Annotated in this window: 13 protein-coding genes; 3 read left to right on the forward strand and 10 right to left on the reverse strand. The window is 67.7% G+C overall.

What is annotated here, in order from left to right; all coding sequences use genetic code 11:
• Positions 1-50 precede the first annotated feature (50 nt).
• Complete coding sequence (locus BLS66_RS05600; protein ID WP_074725363.1) at positions 51-725, reverse strand: decarboxylase; 675 nt, start codon at positions 723-725, stop codon at positions 51-53.
• 168 nt (positions 726-893) lie between these two features.
• Between BLS66_RS05600 and BLS66_RS05605 the strand changes: the two genes are divergently transcribed.
• On the forward strand, positions 894-1,190 hold the full coding sequence (locus BLS66_RS05605; protein ID WP_014037553.1) for a hypothetical protein: 297 nt from the start codon (positions 894-896) through the stop codon (positions 1,188-1,190).
• Positions 1,191-1,439: 249 nt separating this feature from the next.
• Here BLS66_RS05605 and dld read toward each other — a convergent pair whose 3' ends face one another.
• From dld to BLS66_RS05635, 6 genes are all read right to left on the reverse strand, one after another.
• Entirely contained in the window at positions 1,440-3,140 is a 1,701-nt protein-coding gene (gene dld / locus BLS66_RS05610; RefSeq protein WP_074725364.1) for a D-lactate dehydrogenase, read from the reverse strand.
• A complete protein-coding gene (gene lldD, locus BLS66_RS05615; RefSeq protein WP_074725365.1) occupies positions 3,137-4,276 on the reverse strand; it encodes an FMN-dependent L-lactate dehydrogenase LldD in 1,140 nt (379 codons plus the stop codon). The genes dld and lldD overlap by 4 nt, the downstream gene beginning before the upstream one ends.
• Positions 4,277-4,280: 4 nt before the next feature.
• Positions 4,281-5,045 (reverse strand): transcriptional regulator LldR, encoded by a 765-nt coding sequence (lldR, locus tag BLS66_RS05620; protein ID WP_053463220.1) that lies wholly within the window; start codon positions 5,043-5,045, stop codon positions 4,281-4,283.
• A 53-nt stretch (positions 5,046-5,098) separates the two neighbouring features.
• Positions 5,099-6,757 (reverse strand): L-lactate permease, encoded by a 1,659-nt coding sequence (gene lldP, locus BLS66_RS05625; RefSeq protein ID WP_074725366.1) that lies wholly within the window; start codon positions 6,755-6,757, stop codon positions 5,099-5,101.
• A 223-nt stretch (positions 6,758-6,980) separates the two neighbouring features.
• Positions 6,981-7,433, reverse strand: a complete 453-nt coding sequence (locus tag BLS66_RS05630) for an MgtC/SapB family protein (protein ID WP_049445899.1) — start codon at positions 7,431-7,433, stop codon at positions 6,981-6,983.
• Between the two features lie 161 nt (positions 7,434-7,594).
• A complete protein-coding gene (locus tag BLS66_RS05635) occupies positions 7,595-8,353 on the reverse strand; it encodes an SDR family NAD(P)-dependent oxidoreductase (protein ID WP_049465141.1) in 759 nt (252 codons plus the stop codon).
• Positions 8,354-8,525: 172 nt separating this feature from the next.
• Between BLS66_RS05635 and BLS66_RS05640 the strand changes: the two genes are divergently transcribed.
• Complete coding sequence (locus BLS66_RS05640; RefSeq protein ID WP_074725367.1) at positions 8,526-9,620, forward strand: alkene reductase; 1,095 nt, start codon at positions 8,526-8,528, stop codon at positions 9,618-9,620.
• Between the two features lie 180 nt (positions 9,621-9,800).
• Positions 9,801-10,754: a helix-turn-helix transcriptional regulator gene (locus tag BLS66_RS05645; protein ID WP_049465136.1), complete on the forward strand. Its 954-nt coding sequence runs from the start codon at positions 9,801-9,803 to the stop codon at positions 10,752-10,754.
• A gap of 121 nt (positions 10,755-10,875) precedes the next feature.
• Here BLS66_RS05645 and BLS66_RS05650 read toward each other — a convergent pair whose 3' ends face one another.
• From BLS66_RS05650 to BLS66_RS05660, 3 genes are all read right to left on the reverse strand, one after another.
• Positions 10,876-12,786: a CocE/NonD family hydrolase gene (locus BLS66_RS05650; RefSeq protein ID WP_074725368.1), complete on the reverse strand. Its 1,911-nt coding sequence runs from the start codon at positions 12,784-12,786 to the stop codon at positions 10,876-10,878.
• Between the two features lie 222 nt (positions 12,787-13,008).
• Entirely contained in the window at positions 13,009-13,395 is a 387-nt protein-coding gene (locus tag BLS66_RS05655; protein ID WP_074725369.1) for a DUF4440 domain-containing protein, read from the reverse strand.
• Entirely contained in the window at positions 13,395-14,753 is a 1,359-nt protein-coding gene (locus tag BLS66_RS05660; protein WP_074725370.1) for an MFS transporter, read from the reverse strand. The genes BLS66_RS05655 and BLS66_RS05660 overlap by 1 nt, the downstream gene beginning before the upstream one ends.
• Positions 14,754-14,789: the final 36 nt, after the last annotated feature.

The raw sequence follows: 14,789 nt of genomic DNA on the forward strand, positions 1-14,789 counted from the left end.
AGGCACGGCGGACAGCGCCGTGCTGCATTCTAGCCAGTGCCGTACTGCAGTCAGTAGGTGCCGAACGGCACTTCAACCACGATCGGGGCAGCGCCCTCGCCAGCCTGCAGGGTGTAGCGGTCCAGCGCGCCATCGTCGTCGGCATGCGGCTGCCGCTGGAAGTGCAGCAGATAGCGGGTGTCGCCCAGCCGTATGGCACTGCCGTCGGGCTCCAGCGCGGCGCCCTCGGGAATCAGCAGGCCGCCCAGGTCACTGTAGGCGCCCGGCACATCGGCGAAGCCATAGTCGGCCAGTTCGTCCACCCGCTGCATCGCATAGACGTGCGGCAGATAGGGGCGTGCCGGGCTGCGGCCATTGCTCAGGTCGGTCACCCAGGCCTGCGGCAGGTGGTACTCCTCGCGCAGCGCGGCCACGCCCAGCGACGGGCTGGCTACCTGCAGGCAGCACACCGTGCGCTTGCCTTCACGGTCGACAATGGCGAACCGATCGCCGCGGGTGGCGGCCTGCGGCAGCATCGCAAAGGCCAGATCGCGCTGGGCCGGCACGTGGCCGGCTTCGGTCTGCAGGTTGCGCCAGGCACCGAACACCGGCGTTTCCGCAGCAGCGGCCGGCGCCGGTTGAGCGGCCAGCGCCGGTTGAGCCGCCGACGCGGCGAACGTCAGGCCCCACGCGGACAACGCCAGTACCATTGCCTTGCTTTTGTCACGGAAACTGCCTGCCGACATACCTCTCCAGCACCCGCACCGGAATGGCCCGGCCTGCCCGCTGGCGTGCTGCCAGTCATTCCGCTCACTATGCAGTGATCACGCTGTGCCGGCAATGACCGGGACGCTGACGCCTTTCGCACGCTGGGTGCTATCGTTCCGCCCATCTTCCCTGCGCAGGAGCGCTGCATGTCCGCCTTCCGTCTGTCCCTGTTGCTGCCCGCGTCGGCCCTGCTGCTGTCGGCCTGCGTCAGCACCCCCGGTCCGCAGGTCAAGGGTACCGGCCACTGCGACGCCAGCCAGCTGGGCTGGGCAATCGGCCAGCCTGCCAATGAACCCAACATCCGCCGCCTGTCCAGCGAAAGCGGTGCCGGCCTGGTCAATCCGATCGGCCCCAACACCATCACCACCAAGGACATCCGCCACGATCGCCTGCGCGTGTACGTGGACAAGGACAACATCATCACCGCCACCCGCTGCGAGTAGGCGCTGTAGCGCCGAGCCCATGCTCGGCTGCGCTTCCGTGACAGCCGAGCGCAGGCTCGGCGCTACAGCTCAGGGCTCGGTATACCCCGCAGTCCGGCAGCGCCTGGTCGGGGTGGAATGCCCCGCTGCTGAAGCGGAACAGGCTGGGATTGCGATGGTAACCGCTGCCCGCCATCACCTGTGTGGAGTCGAGCCATGCTCGACTGCTGTCTGTCCGGACGAGCAGCCGAGCATGGGCTCGGCTCTACATCATCCGCAGTCGCAGCCACCCCAGCCCTTCGCTTTCGAGGTCTGGCCGATACCGGGGTTGAACGTATTGCTCGGGTCCAGCTGCCGGTAGAACCCCGCCAGCGCCGGCTTGGCCGGGTACAGGTGGCCGACATTGTGTTCGGCCGGATATTCGGCGCCACGCTGGTCCAGCAGCGCCCACATCGCATGCTCGATCGCCATCGGGTCCTCGCCCTTGCGCGCGATGTAGTCCTGGTGGAACACGTGGCACAGGAAGTGGCCGTAGTAGAGCTTGTGCAGCAGGCGGCCTTCGAGATCGGCCGGCAACTGCTCGAACCAGTCGGCGTCATCGCGGCGCAGCGCGATGTCCAGCGCCACGATGTCCTGCACCTGCGCGCGATGCACTTCGCGGTAGCGCACCGCCGCACCGGCCACGGCGAAGCGGTGCAGGAAAGCCTTGCGCCCCTCCTCCGCCGTACAGTGGAAATAGCCTCCCTCGTGCGCGGCGAAGAAGTCGCGCAACCACGCTTCGGTCTGTGCTGCGTCCTGCGCAGAGACCTTCAGCAACAAGTGGTGCTCATAGCGCTGGCGGAACTCACCCATGCGCTTGGGCAGGTGCGAGGGCAGCAGGCCGGTCAGCCCCTGCATCACCCGGTCGGTGACCCCGCGCAGGCCCAACCGTTCGAACCAGCCATCGACCCGGCTCTTCAGTGCGAACGCGGCCGGCACGCGCGCAGTGCCCAGGCGGTCGATCAGCAGGAAGCTGTCCTTGCCGTAGCGCTCGCCGATGTCATACGCATCGCGGTGGATGTACTCACCAGCAATCGGCAGCCGCTCGAAGCCGGTCAGCAGCTGGCGCCGGATCGCCGTGAGGCTGTCGGTGCGGTTGCTGCCGATGTAGAAGACCTCGGCGGCCTCCTTTTCGAAGGTATCCAGGCGCACCGCGAACACCGCCAGCTTGCCGGCCGAACCGGCCGCTTCGAAGTGGCGGCTGGGGTCGGCGTTGAAACGCGCCGGCGTATCGGCATCAACCCGGCGCACGTCCTCGGCATAGCGTGGATCGGAGGCGGCGCGGCCATCGCCGTCACCCACGTCGGCAGCCGAGTAGTCACCGGCCTGCAGGCGCTGCAGGATCTGCTCGGGCGTCTCACCCAGCGCGATGCCCAGATGGTTGACCAGCTGCAGCTGGCCCTGCGCATCGACCTGCGCATACAGCGCCAGCTCGGTGTACGCCGGGCCACGTCGCACCAGCGCGCCACCGGAGTTGTTGCAGATGCCACCCAGCACCGAGGCGCCGATGCAGGACGAGCCGATCACCGAATGCGGTTCGCGGCCCAGCGGCGCCAGGGTCTGCTCCAGGCGGTCGAGTGTCGCACCGGGCAGGCACAGCACCTGGCGGCCTTCGTTCAACAGCTGGATGCCGGTCAGGCGCAGCGTGCTGACCAGCACGATCGGCCGGCCATAGTCATCGCCGTCCGGGGTCGAGCCACCGGTCAGGCCGGTGTTGGCTGCCTGCAGGATGATCGCCGCGCCGCCTTGCACCGCCGCCTGCAGCACACGCCACAGTTCCAGCAGCGTGCCCGGGCGCACCACCGCCAGCACCGGGCCGTCGCCGAAGCGGTAGCCGCGGCGGAAGCGGCGCGTGGCCTTGTCGCCGGTCAATACATGGCGGCTGCCCACCGCGTCGCGCAACTGCGCCAGCAGGGCATCGTGGCCACTCATGGCAGGCTGACCAGCAGATCGCGGCCGATGTCGGCGATGTGGCGCGCGCCGGTCAGTGTCATCGCCACGCGCATCTCCTTGGCGATCAGGTCCAGCAGGTTGGCCACGCCGGCCTCGCCCTGGGCGGCCAGTGCATAGACGAAGGCACGACCCAGCAGCACGGTATCGGCCCCCAGCGCCAGCATGCGCACCACGTCCAGGCCGGTGCGGATGCCCGAATCGGCAAGGATCTTCAGGTCGCCCTGCACCGCATCGGCAATGGCCGGCAATGCACGTGCGGTGGACAGCACCCCATCCAGCTGGCGGCCACCGTGGTTGGACACCACGATGCCATCGGCACCGAACCTGACCGCATCGCGCGCATCATCCGGGTCGAGGATGCCCTTGATCACCATCGGGCCGTTCCAGAACTCGCGGATCCACTCCAGGTCCTTCCACGAAATGGACGGATCGAAGTTGCTGCCCAGCCAGCCGATGTAGTCCTCCAGCCCGGTCGGGTTGCCACGGTAGGTGGAGATGTTGCCCAGATCATGCGGGCGGCCGAACAGGCCGACGTCCCACGCCCAATGCGGATGGGTGATGGCCTGGCCGATGCGGCGCAGCGAGGCGTTCGGGCCGCTCATGCCCGAATGGGCATCGCGGTAGCGCGCGCCCGGCACCGGCATGTCCACGGTGAACACCAGCGTGGTCACGCCCGCAGCCTTTGCCCGCTCCAGCGCATTGCGCATGAAGCCGCGATCGCGCAGCACGTACAGCTGGAACCACATCGGCCGCTGGATCGCCGGTGCCACCTCCTCGATCGGGCACACCGACACCGTGGACAGGGTGAACGGAATGCCGCGGCTGTCGGCCGCGCGCGCCGCCTGCACTTCGCCGCGCCGGGCGTACATGCCGGTCAGTCCGACCGGCGCCAGCGCCACCGGCATCGCCAGTTTCTCGCCGAACAGCTCGGTTTCCAGGCTCAGGTCGGACATGTTGCGCAGGATGCGCTGGCGCAGCGCGATGTCGGACAGGTCGGAAACGTTGCGCTTCAGCGTGTGCTCGGCATACGCGCCGCCATCGATGTAGTGGAACAGGAACGGCGGCAGCCGGCGTTCGGCCGCAGCACGGTAATCGGTGGAGGCGGAGATGATCATGGGGTCAACCGTGTGGGGAAGGCAGGCGCGAGGCCCGCGCACGCCGGGCTTCGTTGTCATCGAGGGTGCGCAGCGTGGTGTGCACGAACTCGAGGTGGGCATGCGCGGCGGCGCGCGCGCGTTCGGGGTCGCCGGCAAGCACCGCGTCCATCATTTCGCGGTGCTGGTCGGACAATGGCGAGAAGGTCCGTGCCGAGGTATAGAGCTTCTCGCGGCTCTGCGAGATGTTGGTCTGCAGCAGCTCGAACAGCCCGCGCATCACCTGCAGCAGCACCAGGTTGTGCGACGCCTCTGCGATGGACAGGTGGAAGGCCGCGTCTGCCTCCGCTTCGCCGGCGGGGTCGTCCTTGCCGTGCGCGTCCATCATGGTCTGGAACGCCAGCGCGATGCGCGCTCGGTCTTCGTCGGTCGCCCGCAGCGCCGCATGCCAGGCGGTGGCACCTTCCAGCGCGTGGCGGATCTCCAGCACGTCGAAGCGGTATTCCGGATCGCCCTGGAACAGCGGCAGGTAGGGCGCCAGTGGTTCATCCAGCGCCTGCCGCGCGCGCGCCGCCGGTTCGGCCACGTAGGTGCCGCCACCGACCCGTGCGGTCAACAGGCCCTGGCTGGCCAGCTGCGCGATGGCCTCGCGCAGCGCGGTGCGCGAGACCCCCAGCTGCACCGCCAGGGTGCGCTCGGCCGGCAACCGGTCGCCCGGCCGCAGCCCCTGCTCCTGCACCAGGCCGCGCAGCTGCGCGGCCACCCTGTCCGAAATACGTTGCGTGCTCATGGCGCCATTGTGGCCCGAAGCGCGCAGCAGGGGGTCAGAGCGCACGGCATGGCTCAGGGAATCATCCAGGTCAGCCAGTAGGCCTGGGCCAGGGTGATCAGGCCGACCATGGTGGTGAAGACCAGGCTGTGCTTGACCGTGAAACGGAACAGGTCCGACTCCTTGCCGGCCAGGCCGACCGCCGCGCAGGCAATGGCGATCGACTGCGGCGAGATCATCTTGCCGGTAACACCGCCGGTGGTGTTGGCCGCCACCAGCAGCACGTCGGACACGCCGATCTGCTGCGCGGTGGTGGCCTGCAGTGCCGAGAACAGCGCATTGGACGAGGTGTCCGAACCGGTCAGGAACACGCCCAGCCAGCCCAGGAACGGCGAGAAGAACGGGAAGGCGTCGCCGGTGTGCGCCAATGCCAGTGCCAGCGTCGCCGACAGGCCCGAATAGTTGGCGATGAAGGCGAAGGCCAGCACCATGCCGATCGAGTAGATCGGCATGCGCAGCTCACGCACGGTTTCACCGAAGGTCTTCAGCGCCGATCGGGCCGGCATGCGCAGCGCGATGATCGCGATCACCGCGGCGAGGATGATCGAGGTGCCGGTGGCCGAGAACCAGTCGAATTTGTAGACCGCCTCATAGCTGAGCGGCGCGTCCACGATCGGCGGCATCTTCTGCACCCGCTGGTCCAGGCCCGGTACCGGGAGCTTCAGCACCCAGCTTTCCAGCGGGCCGCCCGCCGCGAACAGCGACTTGAACGGCTTGATGCTCCACAACGTGACCATCGCGGTGAGGATCAGGAACGGCGACCACGCCTTGGCGATCTGGCCGACGCTGTAGCGCGGTGCCTCCAGTGCCTGTGCAGCCGCCTCGGCGCTGGTTTCGGTATCGAAGCGGAAGATCCGTACCGGCTTCCAGCGGCGCAGGAACAGGGTCAGGCACACCAGCGACGCCAGCGACGCGGTGATGTCCGGCAGCTCCGGGCCGATGAAGTTCGAGGTCAGGTACTGCGCGAGGGCGAACGAGCCGCCGGCCACCAGCACCGCCGGCCAGGTTTCCTTGATGCCACGCCAGCCATCCATGATCGCCATGATCCAGAACAGCACGATGACGGTCAGGAACGGCAGCTGGCGGCCGGCCATCTGGCCGATCTCGAATGCGTCCAGGCCGGTCACCTGCCCGGCCACGATGATCGGGATGCCCATCGCGCCGAACGCCACCGGCGCGGTGTTGACGATCAGGCACAGGCCGGCGGCGTACAGCGGCTTGAAGCCCAGCCCGACCAGCAATGCTGCGGTGATCGCCACCGGCGCACCGAAACCGGCCGCCCCTTCCAGGAAGGCACCGAACGCGAAGCCGACCATCAGCATCTGCAGGCGCTGGTCTTCGGTCACCGACAGGATCGAAGCGCGGATGATGTCGAACTGCCCGGTCTTGACCGAGACCTTGTAGAGGAACACCGCGCCGATGATGATCCAGGCGATCGGCCACAGTCCGTAGACGAAGCCGAAGCCGGCCGCACCCAGCGCCTGGGGCAACGGCATGCGGTAGAACAACAGGGCCACGCCAAGCGCGATGGCCACGGTGATCGTGCCGGCCAGCCAGCCCTTCATGCGCAGCACGGCCAGGGCAACGAAGAAGAACGCGATCGGCAGCAGCGCGATCAGGCTGGACAACCACAGGTTGCCGGCGGGGTCGTACAGGTGTTGCCAGGGCTGCATGAAGACTCTCGACTGGAGGCGGAATGTACCCACCGCAGGCGGTGGATGGCCGTGGCTGGCGATTATTGGTACTACCAATAATGAATCCGATCAGACCACGTGCGACGGATTTAACCGCCACTCCGATGAAGAGCCTATTAGACCATAGGGTTACATATTATATTGGTCCTACCATTAGCAGCACCCTGGTAGTGCCGGCCGCCGGCCGGCAACTCGAGCTTCCTTATGAAATCCGCTTCTCCAACCGCCGCATCACCGCCAGCACCAGCACGCACAGCACGCTCACGCCGATGGCGATCACGTACTTGCTGATCCCCACCGCAATCCCGATGGCCGCGGCCATGATCAGCGAGCTGGCCGTGGTCAGGCCGCTGACCTGGTCCTCGCGTGAGCCGCGCAGGATGGTGCCGGCGGCCACGAAACCGACACAGGCCACCACCGCCTCGATCAGACGCACCGGATCAACCTGCAGCAGGTCGCGATAGCGCTCCTGCTGGAAATGCTCGGCGACCGAATCACCGAGGCCGACGATCAACGCGGCGGCCCCCGCGATCAGCATGTGCGTGCGCAGGCCAGCGGCGTGCTTGCCCATCTCGCGCTCGACGCCAAGCACGCCGCCGAACAGCATCGCCGTCGCCACGCGCAGCAGGATCGAGACATCCTGGGTAAGTTCCATGGGTCAGGCTCCGGGTGTTTTTCCCGGAGCCTTGCTCGGCGGTCGTAGGGCGGGAGTGAAGACGATGGCACGCCCTCTTCACCGCACGTCCTCATCCACGCAGGGCGTGGGTCCACCGGTCAGGCATCCACGCCCTGCGTGGATCTGCTGACCGCGCGCGCTCATTGCGCCAGGTAGCCGCCATCGATGGCGTAGTACGTGCCGGTCGCGAACGAGGCATCGTCGCTGGCCAGCCAGGCCACCAGCGCCGCCACCTCCTCCGCCGTGCCCAGCCGCTTCAATGCGTGGCGGCCCTCCAGGGTGGCACGCACCTTCGGGTCCATCTTCTCCAGCAGCGGCGTGCTGATGAAACCCGGGCCCACCGCGTTGACACGGATGCCGTCTGCGGCATGTTCCCAGGCAGCGGTCTGGGTCAGACCGACCACGCCGTGCTTGGCGGCCACATAGGCAGTGGAGCCGGCATAGCCCACCTGGCCCAGGATCGAAGCCATGTTGATGATGCTGCCGCCGCTGCCGGCCGCACGCATGGCCTGGATCTGCGCACGCTGGCACAGGAAGACACTGGTTAGGTTCACGTCGATCACGCGCTGCCAGCCATCGACCGGATAGTCGCCACTGCTGGCTGCAGGCCCGCTGATGCCGGCGTTGTTGACCGCGATATGCACGCCGCCGAGCTCCTTCACCGTACGCTGCACTGCGGCCTCCACCGCCGCATCATCGGTGACGTCCAGCGCCACACCGATCGCCTGTCCGCCGTGCGCCTGCAACTGCGCGACAGTGGCATCCACCGCATCCTGCTTGAGATCCCAGACCGAGATCCGGGCACCGGACGCCGCCAGTGTCTGCGCCACCGCAAGGCCGATGCCGGAGACGCCGCCGGTCACGATCGCGGTCTTGCCGGTGAGCTGGTAATCGATCATCTGTGTTCTCCACGTGTTGTCAATCGAAGCGGAATGCACCCGCCTGGCCAGCACGCTACGCCCCGACGTGTTACGACCGTGGCATATACAGGGCCTGCAACGATCCTTCCCATCGCTGCAACGCGTTCGCGCCTATGCTCAGGTCACGCATCTCCTCCCCATGGAATTCCCGATGACGACCCCTGCCGCCGATCTGCTGTTCACGCCCACCCGCCTCGGTGATATCGCCGTAGCCAACCGCATCGCGATGGCGCCCCTGACGCGCAACCGTGCCCTGCCCGACCGCGTGCCCTCACCACTGGCGGTCACCTACTACCGGCAGCGTGCCAGCGCCGGCCTGATCATCGCCGAGGCCACGCAGATCAGCCCGCTCGGCCAGGGCTATCTGGACACCCCGGGCATCTACAGCCGTGACCAGGTCGCCGCCTGGAAAACGGTCACCGATGCAGTGCACGCCGAGGGCGGACGCATCGTGCTGCAGCTCTGGCACGTGGGCCGCATTTCCCACACCAGCCTGCTGCCGGAAGGCGAAGTGCCGGTGGCGCCCAGCGCGATCCGTGCCCAGGGCAAGACCTTCACCGCCAACGGTTTCGAAGATGTATCCGAGCCCCGCGCGCTGGGCATCGAAGAGATCCCGGCGCTCATCGAGGCCTTCCGGACTGCCGCCCGCAATGCGATCGACGCCGGTTTCGATGGCGTGGAAGTGCATGCGGCCAATGGCTACCTGATCGACCAGTTCCTGCGCGACGGCAGCAACCATCGTGACGATGCCTACGGCGGCAGCATCGAGAACCGCACGCGCCTGCTGTTCGAAGTGGTCAGTGCAGTAGCCGATGCCATCGGCCCGGGCCGTACCGGCGTGCGCCTGTCGCCGGTCACGCCGGTCAACGACGCGCACGACAGCGACCCGCAGCCCCTGTTCAATCGTGCGGTGGAACGCCTGGATGCGATTGACGGGCTGGCCTTCATCCATGTCATCGAAGGCGCCACCGGAGGCGACCGTGACAATATCGCGTTCGACTATGCGGGCCTGCGCGCTCGCTTCCGCGGCCGGTGGATCGCCAATAACGGCTACGATGCCGCACGCGCCGGCGAGGCCGTAGCCAGCGGCTACGCCGACATGGTCGCCTTCGGCCGACCCTTCATCGCCAATCCGGATCTGGTCGCGCGCCTGCGTACCGGTGCGCCGTTGGCCGAGCTGGATGCGGACACGCTGTACGGCGGCGGCGAACACGGCTATACCGATTACCCACCGTTGGACCGCTGAGTTCAATGCGGTGCCTGCCCGGTTCCGGGCAGGCACCGGAGCCTGCAGTTTGGCCGTTTGGATCCCTGTTTTTGGCCACCCCGCCCCTCATCGAGGCGGCAGCAGCAGCGAAAATAACGCGATGTCACGCGAAGGGCGAGCGTGCACCGACGCCCCGTTTTCCTTGCCGAGCGCCGAGCGATGTCCCGATATTTCACCTTTGCTGATTACCGCCGTTTCGGCCAGCGCCATGGCTTCGATTACCGCGCTGATCCGGAACACCTGCGCGAGGACCAGTGGGCCGGTCGCGGCGAGGTCAACGAACAGTTCATGCGCGGTGGCATGAGCCTGATCGCCTCTGACGTGCATAACCGGTTCCCCTATGTGGCTACCGCGCAGCAGCGTCCCGGGCTTGCCATCCGCGTGATGCTGCAGGGGCAGGTCGACGTGCGTATCCCGCGACGCGGTGCATTTACCCTGCGTGCCGGTACCGCGATGACCGCCCAGCATCGCGACCAGATCGAGATGACCGGCGCGCACCCCGGCCAGACGCGCATGCGCGGGGTCAGCGTGATCGTGCCGGCGGGAGTCGATGCGGAAGTTTTCCGGATGCCACTGCTGGAAAAGGCGCTCGACACGCACCTGGAATGCCGCCACTGGGCCATTCCACACGCGATGTTGCCGGTGCTGGGCCAGTTGTTCGACCGCCCGTGGCAGGACGGCATCGATGCCTTGTGGCGCGAGGGCGTGGCACTGCAGCTGCTGGCGCTCGGCCTGCAGGCGGAGGACCTGCAGGCCGACCCGGTGCGCACGCTGCGCGCCGGCCAGCGCGAGCGCCTGGAACGCGTGCGCAGCTACCTGCATGACGACCCCAGCCATGCCCACAGCCTGGTCGAGCTGGCCCGGCTGGCCTGCATGAGCCCCAGCTCACTGCGCCGCCATTTTGCCCAGCAGTATGGAAGCTCGGTGTTCGATTATCTGCACGAGCAGCGCATGCGCCACGCCGAACAGGGCCTGCGCGAAAACGGATGGACCGTCGAACAGGCCGCCGCCGCCAGCGGCTACCGCCACCCCAGCAACTTCGCCGCCGCGTTCCGCAAGCGCTTCGGCCTGGTGCCCAGCCGATGGCGCACCGGTCCCTCGAAGGTGGGGTGAGGGCCTGTCGCCGGCAGGTGCCGACCTGGGTCGACACGCTCCGGCACCGTCGTGGATGCCGGCCAGCGGCCGGCACTACCACCACCTCCGGGCATGGCGAACCCGGAGGACCTCAGCAAGCTCAATACACCGGCAGATCGATGTAGCTGGCCTGCGCCGCGCTGTGCCACACCCGCTGCGTGGCCTTCTGGTAATCGCCTGGCTTGGCCAGGTAGATGTTGGGCACGTAGGTCTGCGGATTGCGGTCATACAGCGGGAACAGGCTGGACTGCACCTGCACCATCACCCGGTGCCCCTTCTGGAAGGTGTGGTTGGCGTTGGGCAGATCGAAGCGGTACGGCAGCACCTGGTTCGCCGCCAGCGGCTTCGGATCGCTGAAGCTTTCGCGGTAACGGCCGCGGAAGATCGCCAGCGACACGGGCAGCTCGTAGCCCCCCATTTCCGGCGTCGATGCTTCCTGGTCCGGGTACACATCGATCAGCTTCACCACCCAGTCGCTGTCGGTGCCGCTGGTCGAGGCCTGCAGGTGAACCACCGGTGCGCCGCCGATGCGCAGCGGCGCCGTCAGCGGTTCGGTGATGAAGGTCAACACGTCCGGGCGGCCATCGACAAAGCGCTGGTCCTTGACCAGCCAGGTGGTCCACATGTCGCGGTCGCCGAAGCGGATCGGGCGCGGCACGAACGGCACCGGCTTGGCCGGATCGGACACGTACTCCTCGAAGTCGCCCTCGCCCGCCGCTGGCGCCTGGAACGCCAGCTTGCCGCCGGCACGCAGATAGAGCGGCTTGCTGCTGGCGGCACAGCCCTTGTCGCAGCTGCGCGGCCACCCTTTCAGGCGGTCCCAGTGGTTTTCGCCGGTGTTGTAGATCAGCACCGGCGGCGTGTCGGCCTTCGGTGCACCGTCCACCAGGTACTGGTCGAAGAACGGCTTGAGCACATCGCGACGGAACTGCAGCGCGGTATCGCCATCGAACTTCAGCGCGCCCAGTTCGCTGCCGCTGTAGTTCACCTGGCTGTGGCGCCACGGGCCCATCACCAGGTAATTGCGGTTGTTGCCGCTGTCGCGCCCTTCCATCGCCTGGTAGGCGTGGTTGGCGCCCCACATGTCCTCCTGGTCCCACAGGCCCTGCAGCCACAGGGTCGGTACCTTCAGCGGCGTCTTCGCCATCACCGCGTCCAGCGCCTGGCCCTGCCAGAAGCCGTCATAGGCCGGATGCTCAACCAGCTTCTTCCACCAGGTCAGCTGGTCCACGCCGGTGAAACGCGCGTAGTCGCCGGCCGAACCGAGGCGCAGGAAAGTGCTGTAGTCGTCGTAGCCCAGGCTGGGCAGCGGCGTGCCCTTGCCGCGCTTCTCGGTCTGCATTGCGAAATAGTTGAAATTGACCTGCCGGAACGCACCGTAGTTGAGCCAGTCGTCACCCATCCAGCCATCGACCATCGGGCTCTGCGGTGCGGCCACCTTCAGTGCCGGGTGCGGGTCGGTCAGCGCCATCACCACGGTGAAGCCCTCGTACGACGAGCCGAGCATGCCGACCTTGCCATTGCTTTCCGGCACGTTCTTCACCAGCCAGTCGATGGTGTCCCAGGCGTCGGTGGCGTGGTCCACCTTGGTGTTGTTCAACGGCCCGCGCAGCGGCCGGGTCATCACGTAATCGCCTTCGGAGCCGTACTTGCCGCGGATGTCCTGGAACACGCGGATGTAACCGCCGTCGACGAACACCTCGTCGCCCTGCGGCAGCAGGTCGCGCATGCGCGGCGAATCGCTGCGGCTGGCGCGGCCGGCGGCATCGTAGGGGGTGCGGGTCAGCAGGATCGGCGCATTGTGGGCGCCCTTGGGCACCACGATCACCGTATACAGCCTGGTGCCATCACGCATCGGCACCATCACCACGCGCTTGTCGTAGTCACGACCGACATCGGGAGCAACGAAGGGCTTTCCGCTGATGTCCGGGGTCATCGGCGGGGTATCGGCGGCCAGCACGGTGCTGGACAGGCAAAGGGCAATGGCTACAGCGACGGCACGCACACGCATGGACAACCCCTCCCGGCAGGAAAGCTCCAAGCCTACTCCTGCCCTGCGCCGTGAAGTGTGTGCAGGCTTTGCATTCTGCGGTGGATGCAGGCAGGACTGATGGCACATGTGCCTGCGGTGCCGCTGCGCTCGCCGGCGAACGGTAGTGCCGACCGCTGGCCGGCGACCGCGTAACGCGCCCCAGGAGCATGAAGTTGCCGGCCAGCGGCCGGCACTACCCGGTCAGGCCACCACCACCTCGTGCAGCGCCAGCCAGCGCCAGCGACCCTCTTCCTGCCTCAGCACCGCCAGCGATTCGCGCCACGCGGGCTGGCCGTCATCGATCGAATGCCCTTCGCGATAGCGCAGCACCGCCAGCGGCAATGGCGCATCCACCGCCTGCACGGCGTCGATGGAAATCCGCAGCCCGGGGCGCGCGCCGTGACCACCGGCGAACAACGCCTGCACGGCCTGCCGATCCAATCGGCGCCCGGCGATGCCGGCCATGCTGAAGTCCGCGCAGAAATGCGCCATCAGATCACCCAGCGCGTCGGTGCCGACGTCGGCACGGAACCAGGCCTGCAGCTTGTCATGCAGGTGGTGGATTTCATGTTCTGCGGTGGTTTCCATCAGGTGTTCTCCGGTTGCGAAAAGGTGATCCTCTGCGACCTGCGCAGCAATGCCATCGGCAGCAGGGTCAGCAGGGCGGCCAGCCCCAACGCTACGCGGGTGGCGTGGGCCGGCAGCCATTGCATGGCCAGTGCCAGCAGCAGCGCGATGGCCGCAGTACCGAGGCAGAAACTGAGCTGGCGGTTGAGATTCCAGAGAGCGCTGGCATCACCCAGCGCCTCGCCTTCCACGCCCTGGAAGGCCAGCGTCTGCGCGGTACTGCTGCACAGGCTGCCGCCAGCGCCCATCAGCGCGAACAACAGCGCGGCCGATGCGAAGGCGGGCGGCGGCAGCAGCGCCATCAACAGCAGCCCACTGGCCTGCAGCAGCATGCCCACGCGCAGTACCGTGGCCGGGCCGAGGCGGGCCAGCAGCCGTTTGCTGGCCGTGATCGCCACGGCCGAGGCCAGCGCCCACGGCAGCATCAGCGCGCCGATGCGTGCGGCGCTGTAACCGGCCTGGTGCAGCTGCAGGGTACTGACCAGCTGGCTGCCGATGAACACGCCGGGTACGGCCAGATACACCAGCATCGCCAGGCGCAGCCCGCGATGGGACAGCAGTGACCAGCGCAGCAGCGGTTGTGCCTGCCGACGTGCATGCTGCAGGTGGGCCGCCGCCAGCAGCAGTGCGACCAGCAGCAACACGGCACCTGCGCCGCGATGTCCGCACTCGCCCAGCCAGGTCAGCGCCAGCAGCAGCGCGCCCAGCGCCAGCATCGCGGTGGACAGCGCATAGGCCTGCAGGCGCGGTGCACTGCGCGTGCCGTCGGCCGGCATCCACGCCAGCACCAGCCCGATCGCCACCAGCGCCAACGGCAGGCTGGCCCAGAGCACGCCGCGCCAGGACAGCCACTGCACCAGCAACCCGCCCAGCGCGGGCGCCAGTGCCGGCACCAGCAGCGCCACCAGCAGGATGCGCCGGGTCAGCGCGCCACGCTGGTCGGGCGTGCAGTGCCGGTACGCTGCCGCCTGCGCCACGGGAATCAGCAGGCCACCGGCCAATCCCTGCAGCAGGCGCCAGCCGAGCAGCCAGCCGATCCCTGGCGCTGCGCCAGCCAGCGCAGCGGCAACCGCGAACAACAGCAGCGCCACCAGCAGCAAGCGACGCTCGCCGCAGCGCGCAGCCAGCCAGGGCGCCAGCGGAATCACCACGCTCAGGCCCAGCATATAGGCGGTGCCCACCCAGGCCAGGGTGCTGATCTCGGCGTGCAGTTCCGCTGCCAATGCCGGATAGGCCACCGTGGCGATGAACATGTTGACCAGATCCAGGGCGAACACCAGCAGGAAGATCGCCTCGTGGCGCAGGCGGGGGGACGGCATCGGCGGCGCTCCAGCGGGGAAGCGACCAGCATGCCG

This window comes from Stenotrophomonas pavanii (genome assembly GCF_900101175.1).
Taxonomy (GTDB): domain Bacteria; phylum Pseudomonadota; class Gammaproteobacteria; order Xanthomonadales; family Xanthomonadaceae; genus Stenotrophomonas; species Stenotrophomonas pavanii.

What these genes read in the sequence shown, in the direction of transcription:
- BLS66_RS05600 (WP_074725363.1), bottom strand. Translation starts at nt 725, where the DNA reads ATGTCGGCAGGCAGTTTCCGTGACAAAAGCAAGGCAATGGTACTGGCG.
- BLS66_RS05605 (WP_014037553.1), top strand. Translation starts at nt 894, where the DNA reads ATGTCCGCCTTCCGTCTGTCCCTGTTGCTGCCCGCGTCGGCCCTGCTG.
- dld (WP_074725364.1), bottom strand. Translation starts at nt 3,140, where the DNA reads ATGAGTGGCCACGATGCCCTGCTGGCGCAGTTGCGCGACGCGGTGGGC.
- lldD (WP_074725365.1), bottom strand. Translation starts at nt 4,276, where the DNA reads ATGATCATCTCCGCCTCCACCGATTACCGTGCTGCGGCCGAACGCCGG.
- lldR (WP_053463220.1), bottom strand. Translation starts at nt 5,045, where the DNA reads ATGAGCACGCAACGTATTTCGGACAGGGTGGCCGCGCAGCTGCGCGGC.
- lldP (WP_074725366.1), bottom strand. Translation starts at nt 6,757, where the DNA reads ATGCAGCCCTGGCAACACCTGTACGACCCCGCCGGCAACCTGTGGTTG.
- BLS66_RS05630 (WP_049445899.1), bottom strand. Translation starts at nt 7,433, where the DNA reads ATGGAACTTACCCAGGATGTCTCGATCCTGCTGCGCGTGGCGACGGCG.
- BLS66_RS05635 (WP_049465141.1), bottom strand. Translation starts at nt 8,353, where the DNA reads ATGATCGATTACCAGCTCACCGGCAAGACCGCGATCGTGACCGGCGGC.
- BLS66_RS05640 (WP_074725367.1), top strand. Translation starts at nt 8,526, where the DNA reads ATGACGACCCCTGCCGCCGATCTGCTGTTCACGCCCACCCGCCTCGGT.
- BLS66_RS05645 (WP_049465136.1), top strand. Translation starts at nt 9,801, where the DNA reads ATGTCCCGATATTTCACCTTTGCTGATTACCGCCGTTTCGGCCAGCGC.
- BLS66_RS05650 (WP_074725368.1), bottom strand. Translation starts at nt 12,786, where the DNA reads ATGCGTGTGCGTGCCGTCGCTGTAGCCATTGCCCTTTGCCTGTCCAGC.
- BLS66_RS05655 (WP_074725369.1), bottom strand. Translation starts at nt 13,395, where the DNA reads ATGGAAACCACCGCAGAACATGAAATCCACCACCTGCATGACAAGCTG.
- BLS66_RS05660 (WP_074725370.1), bottom strand. Translation starts at nt 14,753, where the DNA reads ATGCCGTCCCCCCGCCTGCGCCACGAGGCGATCTTCCTGCTGGTGTTC.